This window comes from uncultured Wocania sp., assembly GCF_964021735.1.
In the GTDB taxonomy this organism is placed as follows: Bacteria; Bacteroidota; Bacteroidia; order Flavobacteriales; family Flavobacteriaceae; genus Wocania_A.
The window spans coordinates 1-21,196 of the sequence record NZ_CAXIBN010000040.1 but is presented as its reverse complement, the minus strand read 5'-3'; the positions used below and the strand labels follow the sequence as shown (position 1 = coordinate 21,196).

Annotated in this window: 21 protein-coding genes; 9 read left to right on the top strand and 12 right to left on the bottom strand. The window is 31.2% G+C overall.

The features are described 5' to 3' along the window. The first annotated feature begins 104 nt into the window (after nucleotides 1–104). From AADI82_RS05400 to AADI82_RS05385, 4 genes are all read left to right on the top strand, one after another. A complete protein-coding gene (locus AADI82_RS05400) occupies nucleotides 105–1,034 on the top strand; it encodes a type IX secretion system membrane protein PorP/SprF (protein WP_341215430.1) in 930 nt (309 codons plus the stop codon). A gap of 18 nt (nucleotides 1,035–1,052) precedes the next feature. Then, nucleotides 1,053–2,969, top strand: a complete 1,917-nt coding sequence (locus tag AADI82_RS05395; RefSeq protein WP_341215429.1) for an OmpA family protein — start codon at nucleotides 1,053–1,055, stop codon at nucleotides 2,967–2,969. A gap of 65 nt (nucleotides 2,970–3,034) precedes the next feature. Further along, a complete protein-coding gene (locus AADI82_RS05390) occupies nucleotides 3,035–4,954 on the top strand; it encodes an OmpA family protein (protein WP_341215428.1) in 1,920 nt (639 codons plus the stop codon). Between the two features lie 120 nt (nucleotides 4,955–5,074). Beyond that, nucleotides 5,075–5,374 carry a hypothetical protein gene (locus AADI82_RS05385; protein ID WP_341215427.1) on the top strand — a complete coding sequence of 100 codons (300 nt, stop codon included), beginning with the start codon at nucleotides 5,075–5,077 and terminating at the stop codon, nucleotides 5,372–5,374. 379 nt (nucleotides 5,375–5,753) lie between these two features. Here AADI82_RS05385 and AADI82_RS05380 read toward each other — a convergent pair whose 3' ends face one another. Both AADI82_RS05380 and pdxH read right to left on the bottom strand, forming a co-directional pair. Continuing rightward, nucleotides 5,754–6,248 carry a CAP domain-containing protein gene (locus tag AADI82_RS05380; protein ID WP_341215426.1) on the bottom strand — a complete coding sequence of 165 codons (495 nt, stop codon included), beginning with the start codon at nucleotides 6,246–6,248 and terminating at the stop codon, nucleotides 5,754–5,756. A 165-nt stretch (nucleotides 6,249–6,413) separates the two neighbouring features. Then, complete coding sequence (gene pdxH / locus AADI82_RS05375; RefSeq protein ID WP_341215425.1) at nucleotides 6,414–7,061, bottom strand: pyridoxamine 5'-phosphate oxidase; 648 nt, start codon at nucleotides 7,059–7,061, stop codon at nucleotides 6,414–6,416. Nucleotides 7,062–7,092: 31 nt separating this feature from the next. Between pdxH and AADI82_RS05370 the strand changes: the two genes are divergently transcribed. Together AADI82_RS05370 and AADI82_RS05365 are read left to right on the top strand one after the other, a co-directional pair. Next, a complete protein-coding gene (locus AADI82_RS05370; RefSeq protein WP_341215424.1) occupies nucleotides 7,093–7,419 on the top strand; it encodes a DUF3784 domain-containing protein in 327 nt (108 codons plus the stop codon). A 355-nt stretch (nucleotides 7,420–7,774) separates the two neighbouring features. Then, entirely contained in the window at nucleotides 7,775–8,188 is a 414-nt protein-coding gene (locus AADI82_RS05365; RefSeq protein WP_341215423.1) for a hypothetical protein, read from the top strand. On the opposite strand, the gene AADI82_RS05360 is transcribed toward AADI82_RS05365, so the two are convergent. From AADI82_RS05360 to rpsA, 6 genes are all read right to left on the bottom strand, one after another. Next, nucleotides 8,185–9,090, bottom strand: coding sequence for a ribonuclease Z (locus tag AADI82_RS05360; protein ID WP_341215422.1), 906 nt, complete (start codon nucleotides 9,088–9,090; stop codon nucleotides 8,185–8,187). The two genes, AADI82_RS05365 and AADI82_RS05360, sit on opposite strands and share 4 nt — an antisense overlap. 3 nt (nucleotides 9,091–9,093) lie before the next feature. Then, a complete protein-coding gene (locus tag AADI82_RS05355; RefSeq protein WP_341215421.1) occupies nucleotides 9,094–9,564 on the bottom strand; it encodes a DUF3291 domain-containing protein in 471 nt (156 codons plus the stop codon). 2 nt (nucleotides 9,565–9,566) lie between these two features. Beyond that, nucleotides 9,567–9,899, bottom strand: a complete 333-nt coding sequence (locus tag AADI82_RS05350; RefSeq protein ID WP_341215420.1) for a ribonuclease Z — start codon at nucleotides 9,897–9,899, stop codon at nucleotides 9,567–9,569. A gap of 3 nt (nucleotides 9,900–9,902) precedes the next feature. Beyond that, nucleotides 9,903–10,832 carry an aspartate carbamoyltransferase catalytic subunit gene (locus AADI82_RS05345; protein ID WP_034039996.1) on the bottom strand — a complete coding sequence of 310 codons (930 nt, stop codon included), beginning with the start codon at nucleotides 10,830–10,832 and terminating at the stop codon, nucleotides 9,903–9,905. Between the two features lie 9 nt (nucleotides 10,833–10,841). Further along, a complete protein-coding gene (gene pyrR / locus AADI82_RS05340) occupies nucleotides 10,842–11,381 on the bottom strand; it encodes a bifunctional pyr operon transcriptional regulator/uracil phosphoribosyltransferase PyrR (RefSeq protein WP_341215419.1) in 540 nt (179 codons plus the stop codon). A 256-nt stretch (nucleotides 11,382–11,637) separates the two neighbouring features. Then, entirely contained in the window at nucleotides 11,638–13,470 is a 1,833-nt protein-coding gene (gene rpsA / locus AADI82_RS05335) for a 30S ribosomal protein S1 (protein ID WP_034040002.1), read from the bottom strand. A 322-nt stretch (nucleotides 13,471–13,792) separates the two neighbouring features. Between rpsA and AADI82_RS05330 the strand changes: the two genes are divergently transcribed. Beyond that, nucleotides 13,793–14,170: a LysM peptidoglycan-binding domain-containing protein gene (locus AADI82_RS05330; protein ID WP_341215418.1), complete on the top strand. Its 378-nt coding sequence runs from the start codon at nucleotides 13,793–13,795 to the stop codon at nucleotides 14,168–14,170. Between the two features lie 116 nt (nucleotides 14,171–14,286). On the opposite strand, the gene cmk is transcribed toward AADI82_RS05330, so the two are convergent. The 3 genes from cmk to lon all read right to left on the bottom strand — a co-directional run bounded on the left by cmk (nucleotide 14,287) and on the right by lon (nucleotide 18,691). After that, entirely contained in the window at nucleotides 14,287–14,982 is a 696-nt protein-coding gene (gene cmk / locus AADI82_RS05325; protein WP_341215417.1) for a (d)CMP kinase, read from the bottom strand. 130 nt (nucleotides 14,983–15,112) lie between these two features. Continuing rightward, nucleotides 15,113–16,132: a type IX secretion system protein PorQ gene (gene porQ / locus AADI82_RS05320; RefSeq protein ID WP_341215416.1), complete on the bottom strand. Its 1,020-nt coding sequence runs from the start codon at nucleotides 16,130–16,132 to the stop codon at nucleotides 15,113–15,115. 108 nt (nucleotides 16,133–16,240) lie between these two features. Then, nucleotides 16,241–18,691: an endopeptidase La gene (gene lon / locus AADI82_RS05315; RefSeq protein WP_341215415.1), complete on the bottom strand. Its 2,451-nt coding sequence runs from the start codon at nucleotides 18,689–18,691 to the stop codon at nucleotides 16,241–16,243. Between the two features lie 252 nt (nucleotides 18,692–18,943). Here lon and AADI82_RS05310 point away from each other — a divergent pair, with 252 nt between their 5' ends. Further along, complete coding sequence (locus AADI82_RS05310; protein WP_341215414.1) at nucleotides 18,944–19,732, top strand: hypothetical protein; 789 nt, start codon at nucleotides 18,944–18,946, stop codon at nucleotides 19,730–19,732. A gap of 80 nt (nucleotides 19,733–19,812) precedes the next feature. Here the strand turns inward: AADI82_RS05310 and AADI82_RS05305 are convergent, their stop codons facing one another. Further along, complete coding sequence (locus AADI82_RS05305; protein WP_341215413.1) at nucleotides 19,813–20,463, bottom strand: rhomboid family intramembrane serine protease; 651 nt, start codon at nucleotides 20,461–20,463, stop codon at nucleotides 19,813–19,815. A gap of 62 nt (nucleotides 20,464–20,525) precedes the next feature. On the opposite strand from AADI82_RS05305, the gene AADI82_RS05300 reads away from it, so the two are divergent. After that, the coding region (locus AADI82_RS05300) for a lipid A biosynthesis acyltransferase (RefSeq protein WP_341215412.1) at nucleotides 20,526–21,196 on the top strand (671 nt) is incomplete at its 3' end.

The following is a 21,196-nucleotide window of genomic DNA, read 5'->3' as shown; positions in this document are numbered from 1 at the left end:
AAACTACCTAACGGAACATATTATTATATCATTAACCTTGAAAATAGTGGATTGAAACCATTAACTGGTCCAATTTACTTAGGAACCAAATAAAACCTTAACCTATGAAACTTATTAAACATAACATAATCGCTATCGCATTATTTAGCTGTACGATTGGAGTTGCGCAACAATTACCGCAATTTACCCAGTATATGTTCAATACAATCTCTGTTAATCCCGCTTATGCAGGTAGTAGAGAAGCATTAAGCGTTGTTGGATTACACAGAAGCCAATGGGTTGGTTTTAAAGGCGGACCAATAACCCAAACCCTTTCTATACATACACCCCTTAGAAATGATAGAATTGGTTTAGGTTTATCATTTATTGAAGATGATTTAGGGCCACAAAACTTCAGCTATGTATATGGTGATTTTTCATATACCATTCCAACAGGTAGTGATGGTAAATTAGCCTTTGGTTTAAAAGCTGGTTTTACACAATTTAGTTTCGATTCAGATTTTCGTAATGACCCTGGAAACATAAATGACCCTTTAATTTTTGGAACAGAAGATAGATGGACACCAAATTTAGGTGCTGGTGTTTTTTGGCACTCAAATAGATGGTATTTAGGCTTATCTGCTCCAAGAATATTAAATAATGATTTCAGCAATAAAAATAGAGAGTTTGAAGCTTTAGAGCGTATTAGTTACTACTTTACAGGTGGTTATGTATTTGATTTAAGCAAGAGTATAAAACTTAAGCCAGCGGTATTATTAAAAGCTACTAACGGTGCTCCAATATCTTACGATTTTACTGGAAGTTTCTTATTTAACGAGAAATTTTGGTTAGGTGGTTCTTACAGATTAAATAATGAAACTGGTGCTATTGGAGGTTTTGCCGATTTTCAAGTATCAAGACAATTACGTGTTGGCTATGCTTACGAAAAACCAATTTCTGATATTGCAAGATATACTACAGGAACTCACGAGATATTATTGATTTACGAATTCAAATTCTTAAGTTCTAAATTAAAATCACCAAGATATTTCTAACAAGAAATTTTTGCATAGATGAAGATAAAAAATTACATATTAATCTGTTTAGCTTTAATGCTTAGTCTTTCAGTTTTTTCTCAACAAGGAAAACAAAAGAGAGCCGATACGTTGTTTAACAAATTTTCTTTTGTTAAAGCAGCAAAAGTTTACCAAGATCTTATTGAAAATAATTACAATAAAGATTATGCTACTAGAAAATTAGCAGATTGTTATGCTTATTTAAGAAATCCGCAAAGAGCATCACGCTATTATAAAAAAGTAGTTGAACAAGAAAATGTGCCTATTGAGTACTATTACAGTTATGCACAATCGCTTCGTGGTATAAAAAAATACAAAGAATCTCAAATATGGTTACAACGTTTTAAAGATTCTGGAGGCGTTGTAAATGCTAACGATTTTTCAAAAGATGTTAATTTTATTACCAGTGTTTTTAATGCGAAACAACAATACTTTTTAGATCGTGTTCGCTTCAATTCTAAATTCAGTGATTTTGGAGCTTTTGAGCATGATGGAAAAGTATATTTCGCATCATCAAGAGACGAAGGTGTTTCAGTAAAACGACTATATGGATGGAATGAACAACCATTTCTAGATGTTTATGTAACTGAAGTTGGCTCAAGGCGAAATGTAGACCATACTGGCAAATTAAAAGGTGATGTAAATTCTATTTATCACGATGGTCCGGTTACAATTACTAAAGATGGTCGAACCATGTATTTCTCACGAAATAATTATAAAGACCAAGTTAGAAAAAGAGACAATAGTGGCTTAACTGCTATGAAAATATACAGAGCTACTTTGCAAGATAGTATCTGGACAAATATTGAAGATTTATCAATTAATAGCGATAAGTTTTCTACACAACATGCAGCTTTAAACAATGATGACACTAAGTTATATTTTTCATCAGACAGACCTGGTGGCTATGGCGGATCTGATATTTATGTTGTAAATATTAATCCTGATGGTACTTTAGGCGAACCAGAAAATCTTGGAAATGTTATAAATACTGAAAGTGCTGAGGGTTTTCCTTTTATAAATAATGAAGGCGTTCTATTCTTTTCGTCCGATGGACATGTAGGATTAGGCTTACTTGATGTCTTTGCTACTATTAAAGGTGAGGATAATGAATTTGTTGATGTTGTAAACTTAGGAATTCCTGTTAACTCAAATAAAGATGATTTCTCTTTTAGCATGAACCCTAACGGAATTACTGGATATTTTGCTTCAAACCGTAGAGGTGGTCGTGGTGATGATGATATTTATGCTTACCACAGAGAACCTATTATGCAAGTTGAAGGTGTTGTAACCGATGCCATTAACACCAAGCCTATTCCAAATTCTAAAATCACACTATATGACGATAAAGACAATCAGATTGCTTACATGGTAACTGATGAAAATGGTTATTATCAAATAAATATAGACAGAAATAAAGATTATAAAATTGTTGGTAGTCAAGAAAAGTATATTGACGATTACCGAACATTCACATCTAAAAATTTACAAACAGAACTTACAACCATTACAGCAAATTTATTATTGAACCCCGTACAAGACGTTGTAAAACTTGCAGAATTAAACACTATCTATTTCGATTTTGATAAGCATAATATTAGAGAAGATGCCGCATTAGAGTTAGATAAGATAGTAAATTTAATGCTGAATGATTATCCTGAAATGGTAATTAGAATAGAATCGCATACCGATTCTAGAGGTAAATTATCTTATAACGATAAATTATCAATTGATAGAGCTAATGCAACCTACGAATATTTAATTTCTAAAGGTGTTGCTCCAGAAAGAATTACAGAACATCAAGGATTTGGTGAACGTAGATTAACTAATGGTTGCGAAGATGGAGAAAAATGTGAAGAGAAGGATCATCAATTAAACAGACGTACACAATTTATAGTAGTAAAAATGGAATAAAAACACACAATACTAACCTAATTGTGTAAACAAATAAATATTTTTTAATTAAAATATCGCCCCCAATGAAATTAAAAAACTACATACTAACCTGTATAATATTATTGCTAAGTTTTAACGCTTCTGCGCAATATGGGTCACAAAAAAAAGCTGATAATTTATTTAATAAATTCTCATTTGTTAGTGCAGCTGAAGTCTACCATAATCTTATTGAAAAAGACTTTAATGCAGATTATGCTACCAGACAGTTAGCTGATAGTTATGCTTATATGCGTAATCCAGATAGTGCTGTAGTGTATTATCAAAAAGCCGTTCAACAAGATAATATTCCTATTGAGTACTATTACAACTATGCACAGGCTTTACGTGGTGTTAAAGACTACAAACAATCACGTGTGTGGTTAAGGCGCTTTAAAGATGCTGGTGGTGTTGTAAAAAAAGACAAATATTTAAAAGACAGCGATTTTATCACATCAATATTTAATGCTAAACAACAGTACTTTTTAGCTGATGTTAATTTCAATTCAAAATATAGTGATTTTGGTGCCTTCGAGCAGAATGGAACTATTTATTTTGCATCGTCAAAAGATGTTGGCGTTTCAACAAAACATATTTACGGTTGGAACGAAGAACCTTTTTTAGATATTTATACAGCTCAAAATCGAACGGATAGTATTGTCGATCACAAATCTAAAATAAAAGGTGATATAAATTCAATATATCACGATGGCCCATTAACCATTACTAAAGATGGGAAAACCATGTACTTTTCTAGAAACGATTTTAATAAAAATGTTTTAGGAAAAGATGATGAAGGCATGACGCATTTAAAAATTTATAAGGCATCATTGGTTGATGGAGAATGGACAAATGTTGAAGAACTTAGCTTTAACAGCAACGCCTACTCCACTGGACATCCAGCATTAAATAGTGATGACACTAAATTGTATTTCACTTCAGATAGGTCTGGAGGCTATGGTGGTTCTGATATTTATTATGTTGATATTAATAACGACGGCTCTTTAGGAGATCCTCAAAATTTAGGAAGTGTAGTAAACACTGATAAAAATGAAATGTTCCCGTTTGTAAATAGTGAGAATGCATTATTTTTCTCTTCAGACGGACATGCAGGCTTAGGTTTGTTAGATATTTTCGGAACCGTTTCAAATGCTAACAACAGTATCATTAGCGTTTTAAATCTAGGCGTTCCAGTAAATTCAAGTAAAGATGATTTTTCATTTTTCATGAATGATGATGGGTTATCTGGTTTCTTTGCATCCAATAGAGATGGTGGTATTGGAGGTGACGATATTTATGCCTACGACAGAATTCCTCAATTAAAAATAGAAGGCACCATTACCGATGCCATTACTAACGCACCAGTACCAAATGCTGTTGTTACCTTATTAGATAGTAACGGTAATAAAATTGCAGATTTGCAAACCGATGAAAACGGACATTTTGAAATCAATATTGATAGAGATACCGATTATAGATTAGACACAAAAAAGGAAAATTATATTGACGATTCTAGAATGGTAACCACAAAAGGCATTGAAAACAATGTAACTAGCATTAATGCCGACTTTGTTTTAAATCCTGTTCTAGAAAAAGAATTACCAATAACAGAGCTCTACCCTATTTACTTCGATTTTAATAAATATGATATTCGCCGTGAAAGCACAGCAGAGTTAGATAGAATTGTTGATTTAATGATGAACAAGTATCCAAACATGGTTATTAAAATAGAATCTCATACCGATTCTAGAGGGACATCTGCTTACAACGATATACTTTCAAAAGAAAGAGCTAATGCTACTTACAAGTATTTAATAGCTAATGGTGTTGATGCATCGAGAATAACCGAATACGAAGGTTTTGGAGAACGTAAATTAACGAATGATTGTGATGGTACTATAAATTGTACCGAAGACCAACATCAGTTAAACAGACGTACACAGTTTATTGTGATTAAAATGGAATAACATCAAGCTAAATTCATAATGATTAAAACCATCAAAGGAACGAACTTTCTTTTGGTGGTTTTTTTGTAGATTTAAAGTGTAAGCTATTTAGCTTCGCAAAATTGTAAAAATCTTAAATACGTGATTGAAGATTTAACAGAAGCTCAAGCAAAGGATAGAATTTTAAAATATTGTATTCAAGAAAAACACAGTATTATTCCTTCAACGGAATTACAAAATGAGGTTTTCAAAAATAGTTCTGTAGATGATGTAAAATTTCTTTTGCAAAAAATGAGTAGCGAATGTATTGATCTTGATAAGGTTAACTTAAACAGTCAAACAAAATACATCTCAACTAATAAAGCTTCAGTAACGTTTTTAAAACAGGGTGGATTTACTAAAATTGAATCTGAATCGAGTGTTAAATCTAATTTTTTATAGGAAAAAGAACTATTGGAATATGAAAACCTTAAACTTCAAAAAGAAAACTCTGAATATCAATTGTCGATTTGTGATAAAAATGACCAAATTCTAAATTTAACTAGAGATAATTTAAGGCTTAACAATTGAGATATAAGGTTTAGATGGCTAATAGCTATTACAACTTTTGTCGTTGGGTTTATAATTAACTATATTTTAAATAGCTACATCAAAAAATCCCCTCAGAAAACTGAGAGGATTTTATACCTAAAGCTAAATTCAATAACTAAATAGTTACTAAAAAATAACCAGTTAATTCCTTGTACTGCATACCTAATACAGTATTTGCTAAAAATCAGTAAATTAAAAGGTTATGTTGTAATTGTTTATAAAAACAATTTTATTTTTTTATGAAAATGTTTGTGTAATACCATTTTCCGTCTTCATTCTTTTCTGCTGATATATTAAAGTTTGAAAAATCACCTTCAATAGTTGCTCTATGCCCATCGCTTCTAATCCAAGCTTTTACTACAGATTCTGCACTACTATAACCGTAAGCCACGTTTTCAGATACTTTTTTTGCACCTGCTTTAGATTTTAAATAATTGCTACGAGTATAAAAATTATCGTGAGACACTTCGTTTTTATCAACCATATAGTCAGTATGGCTATATGCAACAGATTTTACAATTGTTAAATCTGCTAAAGGATTTAAGCCTAACGATAGCCTATGATTATTGATAAGTTCTAAAATCTCAATCTCAATTGTTTTTGTAGGTGGAACAACTAAGTTTTCAACAAGGTCATCAGCTTTTTCATCAATGCTATCTGTTGTACAAGAAAATGTTAAGATAGCTAACAATGCCAATAAAGGCAGATTTTTTAATAACTTCATAAGTAGGTAAATTTAGATTTGGTCCTATAAAGTTATTAACCATGTACAGGTAATAAATATAATTGAGTTTAAAATCGATAAACGACAAATCAAAAATCGACAAAATGCATTTTTTATCGATTAAATGTAGTTCGAGATTTAAAACAAGGTGTTTAAACTGATATTTTAAGGAGATAATCGATCAATTATCCAATTATAATCTTTTTGTAGTTTATAGCGAATTCTATCGTGTAACCTATTTGGGCGACCTTGCCAAAATTCAATTTCAACAGGTTTTACAATATATCCGCCCCAATAATCTGGTCTTGGTATCTCTTTACCTTCAAATTCTTGTTCAAGCTTTTGTAATTTATCTTCAAGATACTCACGACTCTCTATAGCATCACTTTGATTTGAAACTAAAGCTCCTAATTGGCTGCCTCTTGGTCTAGATTCAAAATAACCATCACTTAAATTCTCAGCAATTTTTTCAGCTTTGCCTTTTATTATAATTTGTCTTTCTGCACCATGCCAAAAAAAGGATAGACATACATGTGAATTTTCGGCAATAGCCTTACCTTTTTCACTTTCATAATTAGTGTAAAATATAAAACCTTCATAGGTGTATTTTTTGAGTAGTACTACTCTACTCTTTGGATAACCGTCTTTTCCTATAGTAGAAACTGTCATTGCATTAGTTTCATCTTCAATAAAAAACTGATCCACTTCATAAAACCATTTTTGGAATAATTCCATTGGGTTTTCTGGTACATCTTTTAGTAGCAATTCGTGCTTTTCGTAAGATTTTCTATAGCCTCCTAAATCCTTTTCCATTATTAATATCTGTAAAATAAATATTATATTTATGTGTTCAAATTTACGCAAAATGCTTTTTGTAGAAACCCTTGTAGGGCTCATTTTTATTATTTGTGGAATTTTAGTAAAAAAGTACCCAAACTTAATTGCTGGATACAATTCAATGTCTAAAGAAGAAAAAAAGAAAATTGATATTAAAAAATTTTCAACCTTTCTTCATAATGGACTAATAATTACTGGCGCTTTAGTAATAATAGTTAGAGTTGTATTCTACTTTTTAGAAGTGACACTTTTATACAGACTTGTAGTTGTAACTATAATTATTGTTTTTGGGTTACTTTATACTCTTAGCAATTCTAATAAAAGCAAAGAATAATATCACTTTTAAACAGGTGTTATAGGTAAAATATATATTTAAGTTTTGAAAATTTAAAATGGTTTCCGTCATTTTTAAAAAACTATATGACAGATTTTTTACAGTTCGCATCTAATAAATTTGGTTGTGTTGGGATGCGTTAGTTCTGGTTCTAAAACATACGCTATTAAAGAAATGAATACCGTAATTTCTATTGTTGACAATAATGATTCTTTTGAATAGAAATTAGGTAAAGATAAATCTCGATCAAGTAAAATAACTTATCTTTTAGTTTATAAAAATAATTAAAAAGCAACTTTTTTTCTTAATTATCTGTGTGAACTTTCCTAAATTAGCGTACCCTAAATAACCAAAAATGAAAATTGAAGATTCTGAATATTATAAAACATTAAACCCTTTTAAATTAGAAATGCCTTTTGGTAATTATTACTTTTTTGAAAAATTTATTGTTGGTGAATTATTTGAAAGTATTCATTTTGATTGGAAAAAAGCTGAATTACTAATTGCTGAAGTATTAAATTTTTATGGAGAAAATGCCCAATTAGGCTTTATTGCTAATAGAATTAATCACTACTCTGTAGATCCACAAAATTGGGTGAAATTAGAAAAGAAATACAATTTTATTTCTGCTAGTGCTATAGTAATGTACAACATGTCGACCTACATGAATGCGTCTATTGAAAAACAATTTGCCAAAAAAAGTATTAAGCGTTGTACAAATTTACATGAAGCTATTGAATGGATTCTAAATTTAAAAGAGTTTAATTAAAAATTAAAAGTCTTACCGTCTTCACTTAATTCAACATTATTAAAAACGGTTTGAGCTTCTTCTTTAAAAGCATTTAAGCCATCGTATCGTGTTGAATAATGACCAAGTACCAATGTGCCTACATTTGCAAGTTTAGCTATTGTAGCGGCTTCTTTTGCAGTTGAGTGCTTAGTTTTTGGTGCTAAATGTGCATGCTTTTCTAAAAAAGTAGATTCATGATACAATACATCGGCATTTTTAATAATAGGTATAATATCTTCTTTGTACATCGTATCGCTGCAAAACGCATAACTTTTGGATTTGTTAGCTGGTTTTGTAACCATATTATTATCAATTAAAATGCCGTTTTTATTTTCAACATCAAAACCTTGCTTTAGCTTTCTAAAATAGGCCGTATCAATATTAGCATCTTCAACAGCTTTAATATCTAATTTACGTTCGCCTTCCTTTTCTTTAAATAGAAACCCGTTTGTATAAACACGATGATTTAAAGGAATAGTAAAAACTTCTACTTTTTCATCTTCAAAAATTAATTCTGATTTTTTCGAAGTTAATTCATGAAAAATAAGTTTGTAATTCGTCCAAGAATCGGCTAATTTCATTTGAAGCGTAATCACTTCTTTTATACCTTTTGGTCCGTAAACGTGTAAATCAGCTTCGCGTGTTAATAATCGAAATGTCGAAATTAATCCCGCTAAACCAAAAAAGTGATCGCCATGTAGATGCGATATAAAAATATGTTTTATACGATTGAATTTAATTTTATGCTTACGAAGTTGAACTTGTGTGCCTTCTCCGCAATCAATTAAAAACATGTGATTATTTATTTCTAAAACTTGAGATGTGGTGTTTGTTAAAGCTCTTGGTGTAGCACTGTAACAACCTAATATGGAAAGCTTCATGTTTTATAAAACAGGTTTGTAATTTATAGAATCTTCAGCTGTAAATTTACTTTTAAAACTAAATGCGTATGGTGTGTCTCCATGTTTGTTTAAATAATCTAAACGTGCTTTTGCGTCATGAAATGTGGGCTCGTAACCTGCAGGAACATACCAAAACGCCATATGCATCATTTTCATTTTGCTAAACCATTCTTTTTTTCGCTTAAAAACTTCAATATGCCCAGAATTATAAGTGTATTTAAAAAGAGCATCTAAACTTTTCCAAACAGACATGTTTATTACTAAAGTATCATCTTCAAAAATACTTACTGCTTCATTTTTATCTTCATCCTGCAATCGCCAAACAAACCCTTCACTACTATCTGCAATAGCATTTATTTTATCTAAATTATTTACAAAATCTTGCATAATTGGGTCATCCATTGGAGCCAATCGTTTAGCAATATTTACTTCTGCGAGGTGAAATTTTTTCATTGTTAAAACCCTAAATCGCGTTCCATATCTTCCATTTCAATAATATCATAAGCTTCTTGAATGGTGGGTACAACAACAATTTCATCAGGTACTTTATCAAGATTTACTTTATCTGAAACAATAACGAATGATTGCTTAGAAGCTCTGTGTGTATTAGAAAGCTCTAGAAATTCAACAATATCAGATAAACCAATTTCGTTAAGTGTCGTTAGCGATACAATAATGTTATTGTTTTTAAACTTAGGGTATAACGCTTGAATCTTCTTAACTAGTTCAACTATAGTTGCTTTTTCTTGGGTAATTATTGAAATATTTCCGTCTTGATCTAAAATCATGCTTTATTGTTTAATCTTTGAAGCCAATAAGTATATAACTGCCATTCTAATCGCAACACCATTTTCAACTTGATTTAAGATGATCGCTTGTTTAGAATCGGCTACATCACTTGTAATTTCTACACCTCTATTTATTGGTCCTGGGTGCATAATAGTGATTTCTTTATCTAAAGAATCTAATAGTTCTCTATTAACTCCAAACTGCTGTGTATATTCTCTTGTTGATGGAAAATAGCTAATATCCATGCGCTCATTTTGAACACGGAGCATATTTGCTACATCACACCAATTTAATGCTTTACGCAAGTTTGTTTCAACTTTTACTCCAAGCTTATCTATGTATTTTGGAATTAATGTTTTTGGTCCACAAACCATAACTTGAGCACCTTGCAATTGCAGTGCAAATATATTTGAAAGCGCTACTCTACTATGTAAAATATCGCCCACAATAACTACTTTTTTTCCTTTTACATCACCTAATCGTTCTCTAATAGAATAGGAATCTAAAAGTGCCTGTGTGGGATGCTCATGTGCACCATCGCCTGCATTAATAATACTTGCTTTTACATGCTTTGATAAAAATACGCCTGCTCCTGGGTTAGGATGTCTCATCACTACCATATCTACTTTCATAGATAAAATATTGTTTACCGTATCAATTAAGGTTTCTCCTTTTTTTACTGATGATTGTGCTGATGAGAAATTAATAACATCGGCAGATAAACGTTTTTCGGCAAGCTCAAAAGATAGTTTCGTTCTTGTAGAATTTTCGAAGAATAAGTTGGCAATAGTAATATCTCTAAGCGAAGGCACTTTTTTAATAGGCCTGTTAATCACTTCTTTAAAATGATCGGCAGTTTCAAAAATTAGTTGAATATCTTGCTCTTTAAGATATTTTATTCCTAATAAGTGATTGACACTTAACTCGCTCATTGCTTTTAATTATTTTTCTATTAAGTAAACTGAATCTTCATTATCATATTCTTTCCAGTTTACTTTTACTTTTTCATTATTTATTACATCTACTTGTCTGCCTCTGTAATCAGGCTGAATAGGTAAATGCCTGCTAAAACGTCTATCGATTAACGTTAATAATTCTATTTCGTTTGGTCTTCCAAACGATTGAATTGCTGTTAATGCTGCTCTAATACTACGCCCTGTATACAACACATCATCAATAAATACAATGTTTTTATTTTCAACTAAAAAATTGATTTTTGTTGTGTTGGCTTCTAAAGGTTTGTCACTTCTACGAAAATCATCTCTAAAAAAAGTAATATCCAAATGCCCTAGCTTAATGTCTTTAACCTTGTAATCTTCAGTTAGTATTTTGGCTAATCTATCGGCTAAAAACACGCCACGAGGCTGTAGGCCTATTAAAACAGTGTTAGAGAAATCGTTATGTTTTTCAATAAGTTGACAAGCCAATCGGTGAAGAATGATGTTTACCTCTTTTGCGTTAAGTAAAACTTTTTGACTCATATACTATCCAAACGTATTTGGAGTACAAAGGTAATGCAAAATTTTAGAAGTTGAAAGGTGTTTTACTGTTAAACGTTGTTATGAGTTTTTCATTAAAGAACGTATGTAGATATAATTGTTGATAACTAGATTGTTATATTATCCTATAATTATTGGAACTGCTCATAATGAGATACAAAAAAAGCCTTCAGTTATCTGAAGGCTTTCATTTTATAATGGATTTCCGTTTACACGGAAATAAAAAATAATATTTTAATTATTTTTTTCCGTCCATTTTGTCTTTAAGAGCTTGTAAAGCATCATTAGCATCACCTAAAGTTGGTTTTGCTTCTGCTGCTGCAGTAGCTGCTTTTTTAGCAGCTGCTTTTACATTCTTAATTTCTTCTGCTTTAAAAATAGCGGTATGAGAAGCTACTACACGTTTAAATTCTTTATTGAATTCAATAATTTTAAACTCGGCAGTTTCTCCTTTTTTAAGCTTATTTCCATCTTCTTTTTCAAGGTGACGAGAAGGTACAAATGCAACGATATCTTCATTAAACTCAACTGTAGCACCTTTATCAACTATTTCAGTTAATGCAGCTGTATGTACTGTTTCTAAAGCGAATTCAGTTTCATACTTATCCCAAGGGTTATCTGTTGTTTGTTTATGACCTAAGCTTAATTTGCGTCCTTCAACATCTAATTCTAATACAATAACGTCTAACTTATCTCCTACTGCACAAAACTCAGATGGATGCTTAATTTTCTTAGTCCAAGATAAATCTGAGATATAAATTAATCCATCAATACCTTCTTCTAATTCAACAAAAACACCAAAATTTGTAAAGTTACGTACCACACCTGTATGCTTAGAACCTAACGGGTATTTGCTTGTAATATCTGTCCATGGATCTGCACTTAATTGTTTGATACCAAGAGACATTTTACGATCTTCTCTATCTAAAGTTAAGATTTGCGCTTCTACTTCGTCTCCAACTGATACGAAATCTTGAGCAGAACGTAAGTGTGTAGACCAAGACATTTCTGAAACGTGAATTAATCCTTCAACACCATCAGCTACCTCAATAAATGCACCGTAATCTGCAATTACAACAACTTTACCTTTTACTTTATCTCCTACTTTTACAGTATCAGCTAAAGCTTCCCAAGGGTGCTTGCTTAATTGTTTTAATCCTAATTGGATTCTTGATTTGTTTTCATCAAAATCAAGAATTACAACATTTAATTTTTGGTCTAACTCAACTATTTCATTTGGATGATTAATTCTAGACCAAGATAAATCTGTGATATGAACTAAACCATCAACGCCACCAAGATCAATAAATACACCGTAAGATGTGATGTTTTTAACAACACCTTCTAATACTTGACCTTTTTCTAATTGACCAATAATTTCTTTCTTTTGTTCTTCAATATCAGCTTCAATTAAAGCTTTATGAGAAACAACTACGTTTTTAAATTCGTGGTTGATTTTTACAACCTTAAATTCCATAGTTTTATTTACGTACTGGTCGTAATCTCTAATTGGTTTAACATCAATTTGAGAACCTGGTAAGAATGCTTCGATACCGAATACATCTACAATCATACCACCTTTAGTTCTACATTTAACAAAACCATTAACAATTTCACCAGTTTCGTGTGCTTTATTTACTCTATCCCATGCTTTAATTACACGTGCTTTTCTGTGAGATAATACTAATTGACCCGTTGCATCTTCACGCACATCAATTAATACTTCTACTTTATCGCCAACTGCTAAACTAGGATTGTAACGAAATTCGTTTAAAGAAATAACACCTTCAGATTTTGCATTGATGTCGATAATAGCGTCACGATCTGAGATGTGAACTACAGTACCTTCAACAACTTCATCATTTAAAGTGTCAACGAAGTTTTCTGCTACTAATTTTTCAAATTCTTGTAATTGTTTGTCATCAACTTCATCAATTCCTTCTTCGTAATTGTGCCAGTTAAAGTCTTTTAAGAATTTTTCAGGGTTTGCTTTTGCTTCAGATACTACTGGAGCTTCTACTGTTGCAGCATCGGTTGCTTCAACTTCAGCTTGTTTTGCTTTTTCAGCCATTTAAAATAATTATGTAATTGTAATTTAATATTTCCGTCTTCGCAGAAATTTATGATTACACTACGTTTTTGTATTCTGTATGCCTCGGAAGATTTAAGCAATTAACACACAGAAGTGTTATTTATTTTAAGTTTCAATCCCTTTTATCTTTCCGATAATTCGCTAAAAGGAGTGCAAAAATACATATTTTCAATAAATTAGCCTAATTTGATTAAACTATTTTAAACTACTGAGTATTAGAACTGTAATTAAAGTAAAAAAAACGTTTTTTTTGAAAGTCCTTTTACTATATTTAGCTTGATAAATAATTAAATATAACACTATGACAATGAAAGAAAAGTACCAATCTGTACTAGATTTAGGGCAAAAATTAAACATACAAAACGGTGATGTACAAGAAGAAAATGGCGTTTTAAAAGTTTGGGGAACCGCCAAAACACCATACGAAAAAAACCTGCTTTGGGATGAAATTAAAGCTGTTGGAGGCGAAAACCCAACCGATATTATGGCAGATATTAAAATAGCTGATAAAAGTGTTTACCACAGACATACTGTAAAAAGTGGTGAAACTTTAGGAAAAATAGCTGTTCAGTATTATGGGAAAGCTTCAAAATACCAGGATATTTTTAAAGCAAACTCAGATATTTTAAAAAACCCAGATTTAATTTATCCAAATCAAGAATTGATTATTCCGAATTGATAAAAAGGTTTAAGATAAAACATTTTAAAAGCGGATTTTTATTAAGTTAAAGATTCGTTTTTTTAGCTGTCACAAATTCGCAAATAATTTTAAAAACTGAAAACTGCAATTAATACTTACTCACAATTTCCTGCTGTCATTTTTACTAGCTGTAAAACCTTATCGAATTGTTCTTGTAATGATAAATTAGAATTATCAATTTCTATAGCATCATCGGCTTTTACTAAAGGAGAATCTTTTCTATTAGAATCTATATAATCACGCTCTTGTACATTCTTTAAAACAGCATTGTAATCAACATCATCACCACGTCCAATAAGCTCTTCATAACGCCTTTGAGCTCTAGTTTCAGCTGAAGCCGTCATAAATATTTTAAGTTCAGCTTTCGGAAAAACAACAGTGCCAATGTCTCGACCATCCATAACCACACCTTTATCTTCTCCCATTTTCTGTTGTTGTTTTACTAGTTGCTCACGTACTTCTGAAACCGTAGCCACTTTACTAACAAAACTTGAAACCTCTAAAGTTCGTATTTGTTTTTCAATATTTTCTTCATTTAAATACACTTCAGCAAAACCTAAGTTTTCATTGAATTTAAAACTGATATTAATTTTTGGTAATTGATATATAAGTGCTTCTTTATTAAAGTCATCATCACTAATCAAACCATTTTGCATCGCATAAAACGTTATGGCTCTATACATGGCACCAGAATCGACATACACATACCCCAAATGTTTTGCTATTTGTTTTGCTACGGTACTTTTTCCGGTTGAAGAAAAGCCATCTATGGCTATTGTGATTTTATTCATTTTTTAATTTGATGTGCCTAAAATAATTAAAGTGCACTAAAGTAAGAAACACTAATCACTTTAATTATTGCTAAAATGAAAATAATTTGTTTGAGTGAGCTTGGATACTACGACTGTTTACTGAATACTATTATTGTAAATCTATTTGCAAACCAAAAAAGTTAGAATTAGCTGCGCTTGTATATTTAGCATGCGTGTAACTAAAGCGCATTTTGTTCATTTTTATTGAAATACCTGCAGACAAACCTGAAAAATTGCGTTGATCTAATATTCGAAGTTCTTCACTTCTACGAAAATTATAACCTAATCTGATATTAAATCCGCCTTGGGGGAAAAGTTCTGCACCTAAAATAGTATGCCTAATTACTTGTCCTAAAAATCCAATTTTTTCGTTAGATTGATTCCCACTTAAATCGCTTGTCGTTCTCGCAGGGTTTGGTCTTGCAATAGGCCAATCTTGAAGATTCTCGAAGGTAACATGCCAGCGAATAGGTACGTGTTCTAAAGTCTGCGACATGCCAAAATCGACTTCAAAAGGCAAGGGCTCATTTAAACCTGCATAAGTTGTTATTTGAGTTCCTAAGTTTCTAACGGCAACAGCAGCATGAAAATCTAAATCTTCATTTATATATAATAATCCTAAATCTACCGAAGCACCAAACGAACTATATTGCTCTAATTTAGAGGTAATTAATTTTAAATTTGTTCCGAAATAAAAATCGGAATACCCAATTTGTAATGCATAACCCATTGATAAAGCGGCTTCGTTACCTGTAAATGTTCCTGTTTTGTTACCGTTTTCATCATAGCCTTCAAAAGAACCATAATTTATATAAGTAACACCTGCGTGAAAAGTTTGCGTACGCCTATCAATAGTATAAGCATAAGCTGCAGTACCATAACTAATACCACCTAAATAACTCGTATAATTAATAGCTAATTGATTATCCATTTCAACATTAATCGTTGCTGGATTATATAGGGCTTGGGTAACATCGTAATCCACATTAGTTAACACTTTACCACCTAATGCCGCTTGACGTGGTGATGATACCAAATTAAGAAACTGGTAAGTAGCCTCACCTCCAACTTGAGCAAAAGTTGAGCTGACTACAAACGAGCAAAAAATAGTGATAATTTTCCTTAGCATATTTACTGTTACAAAGTAAACAAATCTATCTTAAAACGGTAGCAAGTATCTTTTATTTTAATTCATAAAAAAACCTCGAACTATGTCGAGGCTTCAGCAATCAACTTTTTATAATTTCTTCGGATTCTTTACTTTTTGATTTGTTAATGCCAATTTAATAACATCGCTCATATCGGACACATAATGAAACGTTAAGCCTTTTAAATACTCTGGTTTAATTTCTTCAATATCACGACGATTATCTTCACAAAGCAAAATTTCTTTAATACGAGCACGTTTTGCAGCAAGTATTTTCTCTTTAATCCCTCCAACAGGAAGCACTTTTCCACGAAGTGTAATTTCGCCAGTCATGGCTAAACTTTTCTTTACCTTTCTTTGTGTAAATAATGATACTAAAGATGTTAACATCGTTACACCAGCACTTGGTCCGTCTTTAGGAGTAGCACCTTCTGGCACGTGAATATGCACATTGTATTTTTCAAATATGCCAGCATCTATTCCAAATTCATCCGCATTAGATTTTATATACTCCATAGCAATAGTTGCCGATTCTTTCATTACCTTACCAAGGTTTCCAGTAATGGTCATGGTTCCTTTTCCTTTAGAAAGTATGGATTCTATAAACAAAATATCACCACCAACACTTGTCCACGCTAAGCCTGTTACAACACCAGCAACATTATTGTTTTCGTATTTGTCGCGTTCTAATTTTGGTCCACCTAAAACTTCAATAATATCTTCATTGGAAATTTTAACATTATAGGCGTCTTCCATTGCGATATTTTTGGCAGCGTATCGTACCATTTTCGCTATTTGCTTTTCTAACCCACGAACTCCAGATTCACGCGTGTAACCCTCAACAATTTTTTCTAATTGAGGTTTTCCAATTTTTATATGATTATTAGTTAAACCGTGTTCTTTTAACTGTTTTGGTAATAAATGACGTTTTGCAATTTCTACCTTTTCTTCAATGGTATACCCTGTAACATTTATAATTTCCATACGGTCTCGCAAAGCAGGTTGAATAGTAGATAAACTATTAGAAGTAGCAATAAACATAACTTTGGATAAGTCGTAACCCATTTCTAAAAAGTTATCATAAAACTCACTATTTTGCTCAGGATCTAAAACTTCTAACATAGCTGAAGAAGGATCGCCTTGATTCGAATTTGATAGCTTATCAATTTCATCTAAAACAAACACAGGATTTGATGTTCCTGCCTTTTTAAGGCTTTGGATAATACGCCCAGGCATGGCGCCAATGTATGTTTTACGGTGTCCGCGAATTTCAGCTTCGTCTCGTAAACCACCTAATGAAATACGCACATATTCTCTTCCTAAAGCTTCTGCAATCGATTTTCCTAAAGATGTTTTACCAACTCCAGGAGGCCCATATAAGCATAAAATTGGCGATTTCATATCGTTACGCAACTTTAAAACTGCTAAGTATTCTATGATTCTGCGTTTTACATCTTCTAAACCAAAATGATCACGATCTAGAATTTTCATAGCACGTTTTAAATCGAATTTATCTTTGCTGAATTCATTCCATGGCAAATCTAAAAACAACTCTAAATAATTACGCTGTATAGAATATTCTGCTACTTGCGGATTCATACGTTGCATTTTGGCAATTTCTTTATTAAAATGCTTTTCAACATCTTCATCCCAGTGCTTTTCTAAAGCACGCGTTTTCATCTCCTCTATTTCTTCATCATGACTTACACCTCCCAATTCTTCTTGAATTGTTTTCATTTGTTGATGCAAGAAATATTCGCGCTGTTGCTGGCTCATATCCATCTGTACTTTAGATTGGATATCGTTTTTCAACTCTAGTTTTTGAAACTCAACATTCATAAACTTAAGTGTTGACAACGCTCGCTCTTTTAAATTATCCATTTCTAAAAGCGACTGCTTCTCCTCTACTGAAAGATTCATGTTTGAGGACACAAAATTTATTAAAAACGAATTACTCTCTATATTTTTAATAGCAAAAGATGCCTCACTTGGAATATTTGGGTTTTCTTTAATAATCTCAAGCGCTAAATCTTTAATAGAATCTATAATGGCAGAGAACTCTTTATTATTAACAGCTGGTTTTGCTTCTGCAACATCTCTAATGGTAGCATTCATGTAAGGTTTTTCAGTAATAACCTCGGCTACTTTAAAACGCTTTTTTCCTTGAATAATAACCGTTACATTACCATCGGGCATTTTTAAAACACGGAGTATTCTTGCTACTGTTCCTGTTTCGTGGATGTCTTTTGCAGTTGGATTTTCTACCGATTCGTCTTTTTGAGCCACCACTCCAATAACTTTACTGCCTTTATTGGCATCGTTAATTAATTTGATGGATGCATCGCGACCAGCAGTAATAGGAATAACAACTCCTGGGAATAACACGGTATTTCTTAACGAAAGAATTGGTAAGGTTTCAGGTAATTCTTCATTATTTATTTCTTCTTCATCTTCAGGTGTCATTAACGGAATTAACTCTGAGTTTTCATCAAATTCCTGTAATGACAAACTGTCAAGCGATATAAAATTAGATTTCTTCATATATATATTTAAGTCAATCTGTCATTAAAACAAATTGCTTTTTATTTTTTTGGGGTTTACAAAAACTATAACAAGCTGAAAATTAATATTTTAACAAATAAACAGCTTTAAATTTCATTATATAAATTCAATAGCTATGCCATATTAAAATTACTAAGGCAATATTTATTTAGTTTTTAGAATAAATCTTTAATAATTATAAGACAATTCTTTCTTTAAAGAATTATATTTGCAGCTTAAAATAAAAATAAAATGAAATTAAAACAATTCTTACTTATTGCATTATCTATTACTTTTTTTACTTGTAATACTGAATCTGTCGATAATCCAGATGAAGAAACTACAGACTCAACCTTAATAAAAAAAATAGTTTATGACAAAGGTACTGCAGACGAATATACAGTAACCTTTAACTATGACGGCAATAAATTAATTAGCGTAGATGCTGGGGATGGTTATATTACAAAATATATCTATGAAAATGATAAATTAATAAGGATAGATGATTTAGATAGTAATGATTTACAAACTTATGTTACTATTCAATATAACCTAGACGAAACATTAGGAAGCTATATTATATTTTTTGAAAAAGATAATGATCATGCAGAGAAACACATTTTCACTTACAATTCTGATAACACTATGACCGAATCGGTATATTATGGAACTTATGCTGTTCAAGAAACCTTTTCATATAGTTCGATCAACACTTTTGAAGGAAAAAATATAATGAATGAAAAATGGGATGATGACAGTATCGAGTATATATATACTTACGACGATAAAAAAGGAGCTCTGAGAAACATACAACACATAGATATTATAAACCTAATTAGCGTTGACTTTGGTGGGCTAGCAGAATATGGGAGCGTTAACAATGTAACTAGTTTAAAAGAAATACAAGACGGTACTGTTAATTATTTTGATGAATATGAATATACTTATGATAATAATGAATATCCCAAAACCTCAATATATAAAACAGAAAGTAGATGGGGTCCTGAAGAAGACACTACAATGGCCTTCTTCTACGAATAAACAACTAAAAGAATTTATTTAGCAAAAGGCTTATTCATTAATTGAGTAAGCTTTTTAATTTTTTAAACACTAATAATAAATTACATCTTCCCCATTTTCTTCAAAACATACAACAAAACTATTGGTAGTGCTAGTAAACCAATCATTAATAAATTGGTTTGAAAGAGCCATGGCGATAATATTAAAGTAATTATATAGCCACCAACTGCGCCTCCAAAATGAGCATCGTGACCAATATTTCCTATCCTGTTTTTCATACCGTAAATGGAATATAGTAAATAGCCAATTCCGAAAATATAAGCTGGAATCGGGATAGGTATAAAAAACATATACAAACTCATTCCTGGTTGTAATAAAATAGCAGAATAAATAACACCAGAAACTGCGCCACTAGCACCTACAGCACTATAATGATATTCGTTTTTATGAAAATATAGTGATAATAAACTGCCCAATAGCAAACTACCAACATACACTAATATAAAATTAAATCTGTTTAAAGAATTTATAACTACATCAGCAAAAAAGTATAATGAGAACATATTAAAAAATAAATGTGCATTATCTGCATGCAAAAAACCCGAACTAAACATTCTAATTTGCTCGCCTCTTTTTACCGCGCCAACATTAAACTTGTATTTTTCAAAAAAACTGTAGTCACCAAAACCTTTATAAGATATAATAACATTGGCTGCTATAATTATAATTGTAACTAAATCTAATTTGCCCATAGGGTTTTAAGGTTTAAAATGAAATTAATATATCTTTGTCGCTACAAATCTAAAATTAATTAATGCAATTTCTAGTTTATATTATTGTTTATCCGTTTTTGTGGTTAATTTCTATATTACCTTTTAGAATACTTTATTTGTTTTCTGATTTTATTTTTGTGATAATATATCATATTGTTGGTTACAGAAAAAAAGTAGTTTTTGATAATTTAAAATTATGCTTTCCCAATAAACCTGAAAAGGAATTAAAACATATTTCTAAAAAGTTTTATCATCATTTTTGCGATATGATGTTGGAATCTATTAAATCTCTAACCATTTCTGAAGCAGAAATGAAAAAGCGTTTTACATTTACCAATATTGAAGAAATTCAACAACATGAAAACAATAATAGAAGCATTGTTTTAATGTGTGGACACTACGGTAATTTTGAGTGGATTTTTATTCTACAAAAACACATGAAAGGCAAAGGTTATGCTGTTTACAAACCATTAGCCAACAAATATTTTGATGCTTTAATAAAGCGCATTAGGGCCAAATACAATAGCTATTTAATAACTACAAAAGAAACCATACCAACACTTATTAAAGCAAAACGTGATGGTGAATTAACCATTAACGGATTTGCGGCCGATCAATCACCAAAAATTAATAAAGCGTTTCATTGGAATACGTTTATGGGCATTAACGTACCTATACATACTGGTGCCGAAATGCTAGCAAAAAAATTAGA